The sequence below is a fragment of the Aureimonas sp. SK2 genome, from assembly GCF_029813115.1.
GTDB lineage: Bacteria > Pseudomonadota > Alphaproteobacteria > Rhizobiales > Rhizobiaceae > Aureimonas.
Genome location: NZ_JAPZDS010000034.1, coordinates 1 through 16,079 on the forward strand (window position 1 = coordinate 1; position 16,079 = coordinate 16,079).

The 16,079-nt window shown below is 61.3% G+C and carries 9 protein-coding genes and 3 pseudogenes; 11 read left to right on the forward strand and 1 reads right to left on the reverse strand.

What is annotated here, in order from left to right; translation table 11 throughout:
* The 11 genes and pseudogenes from O5O54_RS21685 to O5O54_RS21735 form a co-directional block, all read left to right on the forward strand.
* A partial coding sequence (locus O5O54_RS21685) for a DUF1998 domain-containing protein (RefSeq protein WP_279483934.1) occupies positions 1–966 on the forward strand: 966 nt, incomplete at its 5' end.
* 56 nt (positions 967–1,022) lie between these two features.
* Positions 1,023–3,734, forward strand: a complete 2,712-nt coding sequence (locus O5O54_RS21690; protein WP_279483935.1) for a DEAD/DEAH box helicase — start codon at positions 1,023–1,025, stop codon at positions 3,732–3,734.
* Positions 3,735–3,736: 2 nt separating this feature from the next.
* Complete coding sequence (locus O5O54_RS21695; RefSeq protein ID WP_279483936.1) at positions 3,737–7,639, forward strand: Eco57I restriction-modification methylase domain-containing protein; 3,903 nt, start codon at positions 3,737–3,739, stop codon at positions 7,637–7,639.
* Between the two features lie 3 nt (positions 7,640–7,642).
* Positions 7,643–8,803 (forward strand): ImmA/IrrE family metallo-endopeptidase, encoded by a 1,161-nt coding sequence (locus O5O54_RS21700; protein ID WP_279483937.1) that lies wholly within the window; start codon positions 7,643–7,645, stop codon positions 8,801–8,803.
* Positions 8,804–8,807: 4 nt separating this feature from the next.
* Entirely contained in the window at positions 8,808–9,605 is a 798-nt protein-coding gene (locus tag O5O54_RS21705; RefSeq protein ID WP_279483938.1) for an HNH endonuclease, read from the forward strand.
* A gap of 1,222 nt (positions 9,606–10,827) precedes the next feature.
* Positions 10,828–11,025, forward strand: a pseudogene (locus O5O54_RS21710) (transposase); the annotation flags it as partial.
* A 72-nt stretch (positions 11,026–11,097) separates the two neighbouring features.
* Positions 11,098–11,852, forward strand: a pseudogene (locus tag O5O54_RS21715) (IS5 family transposase).
* 16 nt (positions 11,853–11,868) lie between these two features.
* A pseudogene (locus tag O5O54_RS21720) lies at positions 11,869–12,421 on the forward strand (IS5 family transposase); the annotation flags it as partial.
* Positions 12,422–12,763: 342 nt separating this feature from the next.
* Positions 12,764–13,759, forward strand: coding sequence for a hypothetical protein (locus O5O54_RS21725; protein WP_279483939.1), 996 nt, complete (start codon positions 12,764–12,766; stop codon positions 13,757–13,759).
* A gap of 328 nt (positions 13,760–14,087) precedes the next feature.
* The gene (locus O5O54_RS21730) at positions 14,088–14,957 is read left to right on the forward strand and encodes a hypothetical protein (protein ID WP_279483940.1); all 870 of its coding nucleotides are present in this window, start codon (positions 14,088–14,090) and stop codon (positions 14,955–14,957) included.
* A complete protein-coding gene (locus tag O5O54_RS21735; RefSeq protein WP_279483941.1) occupies positions 14,950–15,576 on the forward strand; it encodes a hypothetical protein in 627 nt (208 codons plus the stop codon). Before O5O54_RS21730 ends, O5O54_RS21735 begins: the two co-directional genes overlap by 8 nt.
* Positions 15,577–15,783: 207 nt before the next feature.
* Here the strand turns inward: O5O54_RS21735 and O5O54_RS21740 are convergent.
* Positions 15,784–16,079 (reverse strand): hypothetical protein (locus O5O54_RS21740; protein ID WP_279483942.1); only part of this gene is annotated, 296 nt, incomplete at its 5' end.

A 16,079-nucleotide genomic window follows, 5' to 3' on the forward strand; every position in this document is an offset into this window, starting at 1 on the left:
GCGGAATTCAGATGCGGCGAGACTTCTCTGCTTGCACTGCAATACGCCAACAGCGCCGAGATTAGTCGCTTGAACAAGGGTCTGAAGCGCCGAAAGGACAAGACGGTCTTCGGCTTCAATATCGATCCCCGCACAGGCTACTGGGCAAAATCTGAGGACGAGGATGCGGAGACCGATGCTCCGCTCGATGTAGTTAAGCTAGTCCGAATCGTGCCGATCGTCAGGGACCGCAAGAACGCGCTTCTGTTCCGCTTCAAGAAACCGGAAAACTTTGACCCAAGCACGATCACCACCGTTCAGCATGCGCTCTTGCGGGGGATCGAGGTCGTCCACCAGCTTGAAGAAGGCGAGATCCTAAGCGAGCCCCTTCCAGCTCGCGACAGCCGCCGCGCCATCCTTGCCTACGAAGCCACAGAGGGGGGTGCCGGTGTTCTTAAGCGCCTGATGGATAATCCAGATGCGATCAGCGAGGTCGCTCGGACAGCGCTCGAGCTCATGCACTTCGAGAACATCGACGCAGCGGTCGCAAGCGGAGACGCTAGCCTGCTGATCGAGGAGGCCGACGATGCCTGCGTCAGAGGGTGCTACCGCTGCCTGTTGTCGTACTTCAACCAGCCGGACCATGAGCAGATCGACCGCGGCAGCGGGGAGGTTGCCCAGCTTTTGGTTGACCTTGCGCGCGGTCGCACAGTCCTTGAGAGGCGGGCCGCGCCAGACGGCGCGTCGTCGCCGTGGCTGAAGGCCTTTGAGGCTGCTGGTCTCCCGCAGGTCGACACGGTTGGCCTCAGCTTTGCCGGTGCGGAAGCCGAATTCGTTTGGCGCGGGCACTTTGTCGCCGCAACGAGCCAGGCGGTTTCCGCGGACATGACCAATGAAGCAGCCAACAAAGGCTGGGAATTGGTCGCTCTTCCAGCATCAGCCGAGGCCGGCGTCCCCAGACAGCTGCTCGATCTATTGAAAGGGTAATCCTTGTGCTGAGTTTCTCACCTGGCGACTTGGTTCGGGCCCGAGGCCGCGAATGGGTGGCCCTCCCAACGCCACGCGCAGGGATTCTTGCGCTTCGACCGCTGTCGGGAAACGAGAACGACATCGTTGTCCTAGATCCCACACTGGAAATTGCATCGGTCGAAACCGCGCGGTTCGACCTCCCCGAGGACGCGCGCACTACTGTCCAGGCCAAGGCTGCGCTCTTGGCGGACGCACTGCGGCTCACACTTCGTCGCGGCGCCGGGCCTTTCCGATCTGCCGCGCAACTCGCCTTCGAACCACGGACGTATCAGCTTGTGCCGCTTCTCATGGGGCTCAGGCTCCAAGTGCCACGTCTCCTGATCGCGGACGATGTCGGTATCGGCAAGACCATCGAAGCGGGCTTGATCCTGCGGGAGTTCATGGACCGCGGCGAAGTGGATGCCTTCTCGGTTCTTTGCCCGCCTCACCTCGTGGATCAATGGATCATCGAGCTCAAGGATCGGTTCGGAATCGACGCAGTCGCGGTGACTTCCGGCACCGCGGCACGCCTCGAGCGCAATCTGCCGCTCGTTCAGACCCTCTTTGACGCTTATCCCTACACGGTTGTCAGCCTCGATTACATCAAGGCCGAGAAGCGCCGGGAGGGGTTCGCGCGGGCCTGTCCCGACTTCGTGATCGTTGATGAAGCTCACGCTTGTGTGGGCACCCACAAAGGCAAGCAGCAGCGTTTCGAGTTGCTGCAGGGTCTCGCGAGGGACCCGGAGCGACGGATCATCATGCTCACTGCCACGCCGCATTCAGGCGACGAGGAAGCATTTGCACGACTGCTCTCACTCATCGACCAGGACTTCGCCACGCTGGACTTTGACAGCGCGAGATACCGAGAGCGCCTTGCGAGGCATTTTGTCCAGCGGCGTCGAGTGGACCTCGTGGAGGGCGATTGGCACGAGGACCGAGCATTCCCGAAACACGAAACGACAGAGCACTCTTACCGGCTCTCACCCGGGCACTTGGCATTCCAGGAGGCCGTTTTGGACTATTGCCTCTCGGTGGTCTCGAAAGCTGGGGAGCAGAAGAGAGATCAGCGCCTAGCATTCTGGGGCACCCTCGCTCTTATGCGCTGCGTCGGTTCCTCACCGGCTGCCGCGCTGAGTGCGCTGCGAAATCGTGCCGCCAACGAAGCGGACCGCCTCGAACCGCAGATCTATGACGACGACGGTGACGACGAAGACGCCGTGGACATCGAACCGAGCATCGCTTTTTCGAATGATCCCGCGCTCCATGCTCTTATCGATCAGGCTAGCGGTCTCCTTGAAGCGAAAGATCCCAAGCTTGATGCCCTCATCGGTGCGCTCAAGCCTCTGATCAAGAGCGGTGCCAACCCCGTGGTCTTCTGTCGGTATTTGGCAACCGCCGAACACCTTAAGGCTCGGCTGCGAAAGGCGTTCCCGAAGCTCATCATCGAGTCCGTAACCGGTGAACTTACCCCGGACGAACGTCGCGATCGCGTCGCGGAGATGGCACTGGGAGAGGGTGAAGAAGGCGCCCAAAGGCTTCTGGTGGCGACTGACTGCCTATCCGAAGGCGTCAATCTGCAGCAGCTTTTTGACACGGTCGTGCACTACGACCTCTCGTGGAACCCGACCCGGCATCAGCAGCGTGAAGGGCGGGTTGACCGCTTCGGCCAGCTGGCCGAGCTGGTTCGATCAATCATGATGTTCTCGCCCGACAGTGCCATCGATGGTGCCGTCCTCGACGTCATCTTGCGGAAGGCCGAGGAAATCAGGAAGGCCACCGGGGTGACGGTTCCACTGCCTGACGAGCGCGGGCCGGTCACAGACGCCTTGATGTCGGCGATGATGCTCCGCCGTGGCGGGCACAAACAGCTCACTTTGGACCTTCGCCTGGAGGATGGCACAAAGGTCATGGAAGCGCGTTGGCGCGACGCCAGCGAGAATGAGAAGAAGTCCCGTGCGCGGTTCGCCCAAAATGCGATGAAGCCTGCAGAGGTAGCGCCGGAATGGGACAAAGTCAGGAGCCTGCTTGGCTCTCCGGAGGACACAAGGCTTTTCGTGGAGCGCGCGATGTCGCGGTTCGGGGTGCCGCTGGAGAAAAAGCGGAACGTCTTCGTCGCTCACGTTCACGCTCTCCAGCAGCCTCTGAAGGAGAAGCTTGAACAGCGCGGCCTCGAGAAATCTGTCAGGCTCGCCATCGCAGAGCCTGCTCACTCTGGAACGTCTCTCCTAACGAGAACTCATCCGCTGACGGCGTCGCTCGCCGAGAGCCTTGTCGAGTCGTCGTTGGATCAGGAGGCGCTTCCGGACCTCGGCATCGGCCGTGTCGGTGCGTGGCCGACAACAGCGGTCTCAGCGATGACGCGCGTTGCCCTCTTGCGTGTGCGGTACAAGCTCACGATCCACGCCAAAAAAGAGCGGCTGCTTCTGGCCGAAGAAGCAGCGCTGGTTGCCCTCCAGGGCAACGGCGTCGTGGCGACCGGCGAAGACGTCCGCAACATGCTCAGCACGCCGGCCACTGCCGACCTCGCGGCGATCGCACGAGATCGGATGATTAATGCCGCCAAGGCGGATCTGCCCAATTTGCTCACTGGACCCTTGGCGGACTTCGTCAAGCAGCGTGCCGCGGAACTTGTCGAGGATCACGCTAGACTGCGTGCCGCAGCCGGATCCATCTCTCGCGTCAGCGTCGAAGCGGTCCTTCCGCCGGACGTGATCGGCTTGTTCGTCCTCATGCCGGGCGAGGTGTGATCATGACGCGCAAACCGATCTCCGACATGTCAGCATGGCCCTCGCTGAGCCTCGAGGGCAACCTGATCGCGCCCGCGATGATCGCTAGGATCGATCAGCGTGATGCCCCGGAACAGGCGCCGGAAGACTACGCCGTCCGCAAGGGCCTCACGATCCGCGAGGAAATCTCGACGGCGTTCCGGGTCGGCCAATCTCACTTCGATGCCTTCGCGAAACTCGAGGTGCCCTCCCAGGACGCAACCCGTCGTTTCGTGGCCAGCTTTTTTAAGGAGACGTTCGGGTTCAACGATCTCGCGCCTGCCGCCGCGCCGCTCGCCATGATAGCGAGTGGGCGCGTTCCCGTGGTTGTGGTCCCGCCGAGCGAGACGTTGGACCGCCGCAGCCCGACCCTGTCTGTCGACCGCTCCCGCTCGCCCGCCTTTGTTCTCCAAGACTACGTCAACGACTCCGAGGAAGCGCTGTGGGGCATCGTCACCAACGGCAGCCACCTTCGCCTCATGCGGGACAATGCATCCCTGACGCGCCCGGCCTACATCGAAGCCGACCTCGCCCAGATCTTCTCGACCGAGGACATCGCATCCTTCGCCGCGCTCTGGCTCCTGATCCATCGGTCCCGCTTTGGCGCCGCCGACGCCCCGCCTACCGACTGCCCGCTCGAGCGCTGGCGCGAGGCCGGCTCGCGCGAGGGCGAGGCCGCGCGCGACCGCCTGGCCGACCAGGTTCAGATCGCGCTCAAGGTGCTCGGCTCGGGCTTCCTTGAGGCCAACCCCGACCTCGCCGCGAAGCTGAAATCCGGTGAGGTGAACCTAACCACCTGGTTCAACGAGCTCCTGCGCCTCGTCTACCGGCTGATTTTTCTGATGGTCGCGGAGGACCGGAACCTCCTCCACCCGGCGAAATCGAAAACCGAAGCCCGCGCGCTCTATGCCGAGGGGTACAGCCTCGCGGCGCTGCGCAAGCAGTGCTACCGCGCCGCCACCTGGGACAAGCACCACGACCGCTACGAGGGCATCAAGATCGTGTTCCGCGCGCTTGCCCACGGGCAGGAGGCGCTCGCCCTCCCGGCGCTTGGCGGCCTCTTCGCAGAAGACAGGCTGCCCCACCTCGAAACTGCCCGCCTGCGCAACCGTGCCGTCATGGAGGCACTCTACCGCCTCTCCTGGCTCGACCAGAAAACCGGCATGGTCCCCGTCAACTGGCGCGCGATGGAGACCGAGGAGTTGGGCTCCGTCTATGAATCCCTCCTCGAACTGCAGCCGCAGCTGGGCGATGACGGCAAGACCCTGCTCTTCGCTTCCGAGGCGGCCGAGCAGAAGGGCAACCAGCGCAAGACCACCGGCTCCTACTACACGCCCGATAGCCTCGTTCAGGCGCTGCTCGACACCGCACTCGACCCCGTGCTCGACAAGACCGAGGCCGAGGCGGACGATCCCGCCAAGGCCCTACTGAAGCTCTCGGTCATCGACCCCGCCTGCGGATCGGGCCACTTCCTGCTGGCCGCCGCCCGCCGCATCGCCACGCGGCTGGCGCGCATCCGCTTCGACGGCACGCCCTCGCTCGCCGATTTCCGCCATGCCCTGCGTGATGTCGCGCGGTCATGCCTGCACGGGGTGGACCGCAACCCGATGGCGGTGGAGCTGACCAAAGTCGCGCTCTGGATCGAGACGGTGGACCCCGGCCTTCCCCTTGGCTTTTTCGACGCGCAGATCCGCTGCGGCGATGCGCTGCTGGGGGTGTTCGACCTGCAGGTGCTGCAGGAGGACATCCCGGATGCCGCCTACAAACCTCTGACCGGCGACGACAAGGAAACCGCGAAGTACTACCTCAAGGCCAATCGCGATGCGACGGCGGGGCAAGGCGGGTTCGACTTCGGCACCGGTCAGGCGTCGATGCCCGCGATGAAACCACTGGCGCTGGATTTCTCGGGCTTCCGGGACCTGCCCGAGGATACGGTGGAGCAGATCGGCGCCAAGGCCAAGCGCTTCAAGGAACTGCGCAAGGGACAGACCTTTGTCCGCGCCAAGGCCGCGGCGGACCTCTATGTCGCAGCCTTCCTGCTGCCCAAGATCGGTGGCGCACCGGCGGGGGCATCAGAACGGACGGTGCCGACGACCGAGGAGCTTTGGATGGCCCTGAATCAGGGCAAGATGCGCCAGGCGATGGTCGAGGCACCCAAGGCCGCCCGCAACGCCCGCGCCCTGCATTGGCCGCTGGAATTTCCCGATGTCATGCAGCGCGGCGGGTTTGATGTGGTGCTGGGCAACCCGCCGTGGGAGGTGATGCAACTCAGCGAAAAGGAATACTTCGCCTCGAAGCACCCCGAAATCGCGGCGCTTGCAGGCGCTGCGCGCAAACGCGCGATCGACAACCTTAAGAAAGAGAACCCTGCCGCCTACGCAGAATTCGAAGGTGCGCTGAGACAGTCAGAAGCAGGCAACGAGTTCGCCCGCGCATCGGGTCGGTTCGACCTCACAGCCCGAGGGAAGGTTAACACCTACGCTCTTTTTGCCGAGCTCTTCGCCAACCTGGCGCGAACGCGCGCCGGGATCATCGTGCCCACTGGCATCGCGACTGACGCAACGACGGCCCCATTCTTCGCCGCATTGGTCAAGGACAAGCGATTGGCGAAGCTGGTGGACTTCGAAAACCGAGCAGGTCTGTTTCCGGCGGTCCACAGTGCAATGAAGTTCAGCCTACTGACACTCGGGCGAGATGAGCCGCTTGCTGCGTTCGCGTTCTTCCTGACCGACCCAAGCCAGTTGTTGGAACCGGAGCGCAACTTCACCATGTCGGCCGAAGAAATCGCTCTGATCAATCCCAACAGCGGAACTGCACCAGTTTTCCGTGCGCGGTATGACGCTGAGCTGACAGCGAAGATCTACGGCTCCGCACCGGTGCTGATCCGTGAGGGCAACGACAAGCACGGCAACCCTTGGGGGCTCGAGTTTCGACAAGGCTTGTTCAACATGACCTCGGACTCTGAGTTCTTTCGAACTGCCACGCAGTTGCAGGCCGACGGCTTTGGCCGCGACGGCATGGACTGGGTTGATTCGGGTAGTGGACCGAAATCAACCCGATACGTCCCACTATACGAAGCGAAGATGATTTCGTTCTTCGACCATCGCTTCGCTGGCTATGCCGCGCGCGGGGATGATCGGGGTTATCGTGTTTTGCCTGAAACCACACTCGACGAGCATCAGAATTCAAGTTTCGAGGTGGAGCCCTTCTATTGGGTGGCAAAGACCGAGTTTGAGGGTCGCTTATCGGACCGCACAAAGTTGGGATGGCTCTTGGGCTGGAAAGACGTCACCGCAGCCACCAATGAACGAACAGCCATCTTCTCGGTCATTCCTCGCGTGGCAGTCGGCCACACTCTGCCGCTGATGTTCTCGACCGAAGGCACGAACCGCCTGACGGGGCTGTACGCAAATCTGAATTCGATTGTGACCGACTACACCGCGCGAAACAGCGTCGCCGGACTTCATTTGACCTACGGCTATTTGAAGCAGTTCCCTGTATTTGATCCGGATTTCTACACCGAACCCCGACTGGCCTTCATCACCCCGAAGGTGCTGGAACTCACCTATACCTCGCACAGCCTCGCCCCCTTCGCCCGCGATCTAGGCCATGACGGCCCGCCCTTCGCCTGGGACGAGGACCGCCGTACCCGCCTGCGCGCCGATCTCGACGCCTTCTACGCCCGCGCCTACGGCCTGACCCGCGAGGAGCTACGCTACATCCTCGACCCCGCCGACGTGAAGGGCCCCGACTATCCCTCGGAAACCTTCCGCGTCCTGAAGGAAAAGGAAATCCGCCACCACGGCGAATACCGCACCCGCCGCCTCGTCCTCGAAGCCTGGGACTGCATGGAGGCGACCTGCGAGTTCAAGGCCATGGGGATGTGAGCGATGCCGGCACTCGACATGTCCCTGATGGAACGTGCGGAGCCGCACTTTTGTGACGCCTTTGCGACCTATGACCAAGGAGACCGTGATCTCGTTCGAACGGCCCAAGAAATCACGATGGCCGGAAAGATGGCGGGGTTCACAAAACTCGGCCGTCGGAGAATGCTCGACTATCTGTATGGCTTCATGGACACGCTAGAGGAGCGAGGGGTCGATCCCTTCCTGAAGGGCAATCGGTTGGACGACCCGTCGACGCTTTTTTCCCGTGATCGCCTCGGTGGGCTTTTCAACGCGGACCCTACGCCTCAGACGCGCGCGCAGAGTGATCTTTTTGGCCCCGTAGTCGATCAGCAGCCGCGTGAGCGCGCGCTCATCGACCAACTGATCGCAGCGACGAAGCTCTACGACAGCAGCGAGGCAATCCAAGAGCTATTTGCCTTCACCATCCGCCTTCGCGAGTTTGCACCCTTCAACGCAATGCTGCTGCATATCCAGAAGCCGGGTCTCACGCACGCGGCGACAGCGGATGACTGGTGGCACCGGTTCGGCCGGGTGCCGAAGAAAGGCTCGCGCCCACTCCTCGTCCTGCGCATGAAGGGACCGGTCGATTTCGTGTTCGACGTGCAGGACACCGAAGGCAAGGATCCGCCGGTCGATGCGTTCTCATTCCCGACTTTCGGCAACCTCAGCGACAACCGCTTCGCCGAGTTCATGCGAGCGGTCCGCAAGGAAAAGATAGACCTGGTCCAGCTCGACGCCGGCGACGGCCAAGCGGGGTGGATCAGACTGCTCGCCCACTCGAAGAGCGACAAGGGCAAGAACGTCTACCAGCTCGCGTACAACCGGAATCATCCCGCGCCCACAAGGTTCGTGACCGTCGCTCACGAGTTGGCGCATTTGTATCTGGGCCATCTCGGCGCCGACAACGGACGCCGCGTGCCGGATCGGCGCAACACGCCCCACGAACTAATGGAAGTGGAAGCCGAGATGGCCGCCTACCTGGTGGCGATGCGCAATGGCCTTGAGCCACGGAGCGAGAGCTACCTCTCGAACTACAAGGGGGCCTTCGAGGATCTGAACCTCTACGCGGTGACGCGAACCGCCAACGCCGTGGAAACAGCGATGGCCATTTCTGCCCAGAAGCTATGGAACGAAAAGGAATGAGGCGATGATCGAGACGCCCCAATCCTTCATCGTCCGCCAAGAATGCGACAAGGTCGCGTTCCAAAACGGCTTCCGCCGGCCGCATGGCGAGACCGATGGCTGGCGGCACTACAGCTCAACTACGGCGCAGGGCTCGATTTGGCTTGCGCGTGACGCTGCCGCCCGTTGGCTTCTCGCCCTCGACCATGGGGGCGTGATGGAAGAGCTCCACGACGCCGCCGATGCGATCGAGGGGCCCGGGTTGGCCCGCTACGCCTTCGCGTCGCTCGGCGAACTCTACGCCCTGATGCCCCGGGTCTATCAGCTGGCGGCCAGTCTCCCCGATGCTCCGCTCGCGCAATTCCAGGCCAAGGTGAAGGATCTGCCGACGAGCACCGAGGCCGAACGGCTGGTCGTTCAGCGCATCGGCCAGGATGTCTTTCGGTCCGGGCTGCTCGAGTATTGGCAGGGCCGCTGTCCGCTGACGGGCATCACGGATGCACCCCTTCTACGCGCGTCGCACATCATTCCCTGGAAGGACTGCACGGGTGACGCCGAACGCCTCGACGTTCACAACGGCCTGCTTCTTTCGGCTCTCTGGGACGCCGCGTTCGACCGCGGCCTCGTGACCTTCGACGATGCCGGGCAGCCACTGTTTTCGCCTATCCTTGGCAAGATAGCGCGCTCAGAGCTTCGCTGGGAGCAACCGATCGGATTGACTGAAAAGCATCGTACTTGCCTTGCCTGGCACCGCCTTCACCTCTTCAAGGTCGGTAAGTACGATAAGAACTTGGAAGGGGGCGCGGACGGTCGACGGGGCTGAACGCAGTGATCCTACCGGCCGCCAGCACGGCGGTGCCGCAGGGCAGTGGCTGGCACGTAAAGGATGGGTGGTCCTCTGGCGGTAGACAACTCTCGGTAGCAATTTCCTCATCACCGCGATCAAGGCGCAATCGCCACCGATATCAGCCAGAGGACGAGCATATCTGCAGGTGCTCTAGCTCCGCTCGACCGACCGAGTCGCCCGAAAACTGGCTGGCGGGCTTCTTGAGGCTCCTTGTGGTATGAGCCCGAAGGTTAGCGCTTTGACGCACCGTATGGTGCACAGGTGTGAGCTCTTCATTTCATTTCATTTTGCTGCGCTTTGCTCCATACTGATTTGAAGCGCTTTGCAGTGGATCGAAGCGTTTTGAATGGCGCTGACGACGAATTGTGCTGCGCCGACGACAATCAAACAGAACATCGGGAGGGTGCCTTGCGGAATGAGGAACTAATGGAAGGGGCTCGGGCAATCGCGGCGGACATTGACCTAGCGAATGGGCGCCAAGTAAGGCTGGCGAAGGTGATAGATCGGCATCTCGCTTGGTTTGAAGCCGCACGCAGACGCGGCCTCGGTTGGGATGACATTATAGAAGTGTTGTTTGTTGCCGGAGTAAAACGGGCGAACGGCACACGCCTTAGCCGCGGACACTTGTCATCTCTCGTATGGCGCAAGCTCAAGAAAGAGCCCGACATCTCGCCGGAAACGAACCACGGGTTCAAGCGGCGGGATTGCGCGACGGCTCGCGGACCGACACCGCCTCAATCCACATCCGTTCGCCAGACCGAATTCCTTCAAACGGAAGCGCCAAAGGTGAGCTCAAAACCGGTGCAGTTTGAGGGAAAGCCGGTAACGTCGAGGTGCCAATCCCCGTTCGTCAGAAGCAGCGACCAAGCCATTGATGCCGTGAATGCGAAGAGCGGAGGTCCCGCAGCGGCGAACGAAGCGGCAACGCCTCCAGCCAACCCACAGACGACCCTAGACTACATGCGACGCGCGGCTGCACTTCGCCGTAGGCGAGAGGACGAATAAAGTTGCGCATGACGTCGTATGATATGTTCGGTATCGGAAGTGCACTCGATAATATTTGGGCGGCGAATAAGAAGGGCAGTGAGTGGGCGAGTCATTAACGTGACCAAACATTTAATAATTGAGAAGAATAGGCTAAGGACCTATTAATTCGGTTTGAGGTCTGATTCAGTTCGGCTTTCGGACGGAGGTTTCGATGGCCGGGCTGTTTCTTTTGAGCGAGCGCCAGATGGCGCGTATATCGCCCTTTTTCCCGCTGTCGCACGGCGTTCCGCGCGTTGACGACCGACGGGCGGTGAGCGGCATCGTCTACGTAATCCGCAACGGGTTGCAGTGGAAGGACGCGCCTGCCGGCTATGGTCCGCCAAAGACGCTTTACAACCGCTTCATCCGCTAGACGGTGTCCCCATAACGGGGTTCACGGTTTTGGGGTGATCTGTTTCAATCTCCTGCGAAGGAGGTTGGCATGCGTCGTCATGAACTGACGGATCACGAGTGGTCGGTGATCGAACCGCTCTTGCCTCGGAACAGCCGCGGCGTGCCCCGTGTGGACGACCGGCGGGTGATCAACGGCATCCTCTGGCGGTTTCGGACCGGCTCGTCCTGGCGGGACGTACCCGAACGCTACGGCCCACGCACCACGCTCTACAACCGCTTCACACGCTGGCGGGCTGCCGGTGTCTGGGATCGACTGCTGGAGGCCGTGAGCCGGGCCTATGACGGCGACATCGTGATGATCGACAGCTCCTGCGTGCGCGTCCATCAGCATGGGGCGGCGGGCAAAAAGGGGGGCCTGCCGATCCTTGCATGGGACGTTCCAGAGGCGGCCTGACCACCAAGATCCATGCCCTCGTGGATGCCGAGGGCCGACCCGTGCGCCTGGAACTCACCGCCGGTCAGGCAGGCGACGCACCCATGGCAGCCAAGCTGCTCGATACCGTCGCGCCCGGTGCGACCGTGATCGCCGACAAGGCCTACGACACGGACGGCATCCGCTCGTTCGTCGCGGCACGGGGCGCCTGGGCCAACATCCCGCCGCGCTCGACGCGAAAGGCTACCTTCGCCTTCAGCCGATGGGTCTATCGCCAACGCAACCTCGTCGAGCGCTTCTTCAACCGCATCAAGCAGATGCGCGGTATTGCAACGCGCTACGACCGAAGGCCTGACAACTTCCTCGCCGCCATCAAACTCGCAGCCGTCCGCATCTGGATCAATGCGTAACGAGTCCGCTCCCTAGTCGCGACTTGGCGTCTTCGATCGAATCTTTGCTGGGCTCGCGGGCCAGGGGCCCAAGCCTGAGCGCATCATGATCGACGCCACGCATCTGAAGGCGCACCGCACGGCGGCGAGCCTTCTCAAAAAGGGGATGTTCCCCGTCGCATCGGGCGAACCAAAGGAGGTCTGAACTCCAAGCTGCATACCGTCTGCGACGGGGACGGGCGGCCGATCGTCCGGTCCTGTCCGAAGGACAGATGAGCGATCATAAGGGCGCACGCCTCGTGCTCGACGCCCTGCCACTAGCCGCCCTTCTGATCGCCGACCGGGGCTACGACAGCGCCTGGTTCCGCGCTGAACTCGAAGCACAGGGTATCGAGCCTTGCATCCCGTCGAGCCGGAGCGGCAAGGTCCCGTTCCCCTATGACGCAGCCCTTTACCGCCAGCGCCATAAGGTCGAGAACCTGTTCGCCAAGCTCAAAGACTGGCGCCGCATCGCAACCCGCTACGACCGATGCGCCCACACCTTCTTTTCAGCCATCTGCATCGCCGCCGCCGTCATCTTCTGGCTTTGATCAACGAGTCCTGAGCCTAGCTCTAATTAATCTGGCAACGCCGGCATTGGCCGTCGCCGATCGACATAGCGCCCCCACAGGGCATTTCATTCAAGAGGGCTTTCGAGGCAGACGTACCGGTCCTCACTTGGCAGCCTCCCGCTCAGAAGAGTCTTCACAAGTCATTGCCTTTGTTAGCGTATTCCGTGTGCATTGATTCCGTTGTGGTTGTCTCCGCATTCCGAAACCTTGTCACCGTCTCGCCAGAGCTTCGGTCAACCCGCGAGTTGTCTTATCGGCGAGACGTTCGAGCGCTCCCTGCAAGGGACGCAGGTGTATGCATCATGCGAAAGTAAGGAAGCCATGACGGATAGCAACAGCAACGACAGAACCAAACCAGCGCATCCGCCAGCGGTAAGCGAAAGTGAACGCCGTGCCCTAAGGCGGAAGCGGCTCGAACGTTTGGCGAAGCTAGGATCGGAAGCGCCGGTCGATCCCGCAACCGAGGTGCGTGTCTATTACGATCCGTCGGCTATCGACACGACCGGCTACGGTTTCCGAAGCCTTCTCATCCCAATGCCGGAAATGCGGAACCACGAAGGACGTCGCCCTTTGCGGGCGGTTGCCGAGCGTCTGCAGATCGCGTGTTGCATACATGTGCTGCGGTGCTACGACGAGATGCGAGCATCCGGGGTTGGTAGCGCCGAGGCGATCGAGACGGAGTTGAAGTCTGTCGTCCCGTTGTCGTTCGACAACGTTAAGCGGATTGGTAGGAAGGGGTTGGACGAGCGCAAGCTGCCGATCACTGCAGTGGATATGCTCGCGAGCCGTCTCTACGAAGGCGAACCGGATCTGATCCGCGCTCATCGTCAACTGGCGGGGTTGCTGAATACGTCTTTGACGCGGATGAACCGCATCATCGCCGCAACCGACGCGTCATGGTCGATGCCCCAAAAGGACTGGGCAAAGGCCAACTCCTTGGTCATGGAGGCGTTCAATTCCCATCCCAACAGCATGCCGAGAATTGATCTCGTTAGGATAAGCTGCGCTGCTGACATCCAGCCGTCTATTATATGGAGCAGATATCAAATCGACGCTCCAATGTACGAGGTCGCGCGCTTCGCAACGCAGTTGCTCTTCAAGGGGCTGCGGACGAGCGGCGGTCCGCCCGTCGAATTGAAGATGTCGCATTTTGCCGTTGCCGACGAGTTGCTCCATCTCAACCCCTCGGACAGGTACCACGAGATGGCGGCCGTTCAGTTGGTCAGCGATTTGCTCAAAAGCGCGGACCCAGCCATGCTGCTCGATCAAGCCATCGATAAAGCGGCGATGGCGGAGAGTGACCTTTTGATCGAGTAATAACGGGGCTCGATAGCCTGGTTCAATTCCAGCCAGCAAAGGGAGCGTCGCCGCTCCCTTTGTTTTTCGATGTCTATTGGCGAAAGCGGCGTTTGCTTTTTCGGTCTCGATACGCAGCGCACGTTGGTTTCGACTGACTCGACGGTGGAGCGGCCCCCCTGCCTTCCTGAGGCGACAGAGAAGAACGGTTCACAGTAGTGGTCTCACGATGGGCGTCCTGTGGGCGTAAGTCTCTGTCAGAAATGCATAATTTACACCTCATTTATTCCGCTGACGAGTTTTCCAGCATTTGCGATGCGTGCAAACCGTTTGGAGAAGGACTGAGAGAATGGCGAAGAAGGTCGAGTCGAACGAAGCCATTGGCAACAAGCAATCGACTGAACCGGGCAAGTCAGCCCGCGCGATGATGGTGCGTGGCGGCATCGGGGGGATCGGAAAGAGCAGCTTTCTCGTCAACGTTGCGGATGCTTTTTCCATCGCGTCCGTTCCGCTTGATCTGATGCAGATCGACGACCAGACGAAGATCGAGCGGATGACCGGGCAACCGGTGACGACGATCGATGTCGCGGTGTTTCGACGCTCGCGCGAGGATGGCTGGGCTCTTCAAAGGGCGATCGCGCCCTTCTACAACGTCGTCGTAGGCATGCCGGCAACGGGTCGATGGTGCGCGATTGAGATCGCCGGAGGCTTGAGCGCCGTCGCTGATGACGCCTTTCTCAGCATCGACATGGCCGAGGAGATTGAGGAACTCCGCATCGCGGTCGACGCCCACATCGTCGTAGTCGCTAGCGAGGAGTCGGTGCGGCACGCGGCGCTAGAAGCTCAGCGGCATGCTCTGTGCTTCCCGGGCAGCCGAGTGGTCTTCATCCTGAACAATCGATACGGGCCAGTCAGGTCCTTTCTCAACGACGTTTCGGTCGATCTCGGTAAACCTGTGCTCAGGCTGCTGGAAGAACACGCGACCATTGTCGTCCGACGGGTCCAGCCCGAAAGCATACGTTTGTGGGAGAACCTCGGTATCCGGCCATCGCAGATCGCACGCTGGCGCGTCGAGGGCGGCTACGAGAAGGTGTGTGCCGAGACCGGGCTTGATCGCCTCGAAGCAAGACTCTTCGCGAGCGAGATTGTCGGCTGGTCGGCCGATATCCGCGAGCAGTTGATCGCGATCTATCCAGTGCTTGGCGGCTCCGATGTCTGACACCGGGAACCATAAGCGTCTCGAAGCACAGATCGTACGTGAAGGCGCAGAAGCACTTCGGGCATACATTGCCCGTTGCAAGCGGATGTCGCCGGAGAGCTTCGCTCGGGAACCACGGTCTGCGACCTCGCGGCTGTCGGCTGCGCAATACGCGGAGATTGTGGTCGCCATTACGGGTATCGATTTGCCGAGGCCGATGGCCGATGCTGTCCAAGAAAAACCCGTTGCCGCGATGTCGCCGCGCCGACCGATCACCAAGTGGTGGCGTAGCCTTTCAAACGCGAAGGTCTCGGTCATCCTAGGCGGCGCAGCGGCGATCATCGCGAGCGTTGGGTTCTCCTTCGGGGCCATTGAGACGCATACGCCAGACCCAATGGTTCGGAGCCGATCGACAGGCGAATGGGGATCGTGCCGGCGTTTGTCACCCGAGGCGGACGGATGTCTGTATTCCGTGCGAACGTCCATGCCCTGGGCGAGGGCGGCTGCGCTGCTCGATCAACCTGAGGCGATGCTGCGTTTAATGAACAAGCATCTTCCCGCCGCTCACAACCCAAACCTGTACATTCCTCAAGGAGCGCGCCTGATCATCTGGCGATCGACCGGAAAGCTGAAGGATTAATAGATGCTTCGGAGAACGAAACCTGCCGCCTACGAACATCGTTCCTTTGAACCAGCTGTGACCGCGGCATTGCAAGCTTGCCTCGCTGCCGCGCTTTGCAGCGCCATAATCACCTTCGTCTTGTTCGCCCCGGAAGGTTGGCGAGCGGATGGCCCATTCCGCGCTGATCTTTTCTTTGTCCTTCGACAAATAGTGAGGAACATTCAGCTAGGCGGTCTTTTTGGGAGCATTGATGATACGCTCCACGATCTTCGCGCTCGCTTTGACCTTTACAACGAGATTGCGTGGCGCATCCATGCAATTGGAACAAGCGCTGTCGCAGCGCTTCTGTTCGCCGGCGTCCGTGCTTATAGGCGAACTAGATACGTCGATACCCGAACGCATCATGCCGGTCTTCAATTCTGGGCGGGTCGCGCGGGCACAAGCTCGGCCGTCGAGTTCCTTGCTTCCGAAGTCAAAGAGCATGGCGCCAGCATCCGTCTCGCACCCAAGATCTGGCTGCC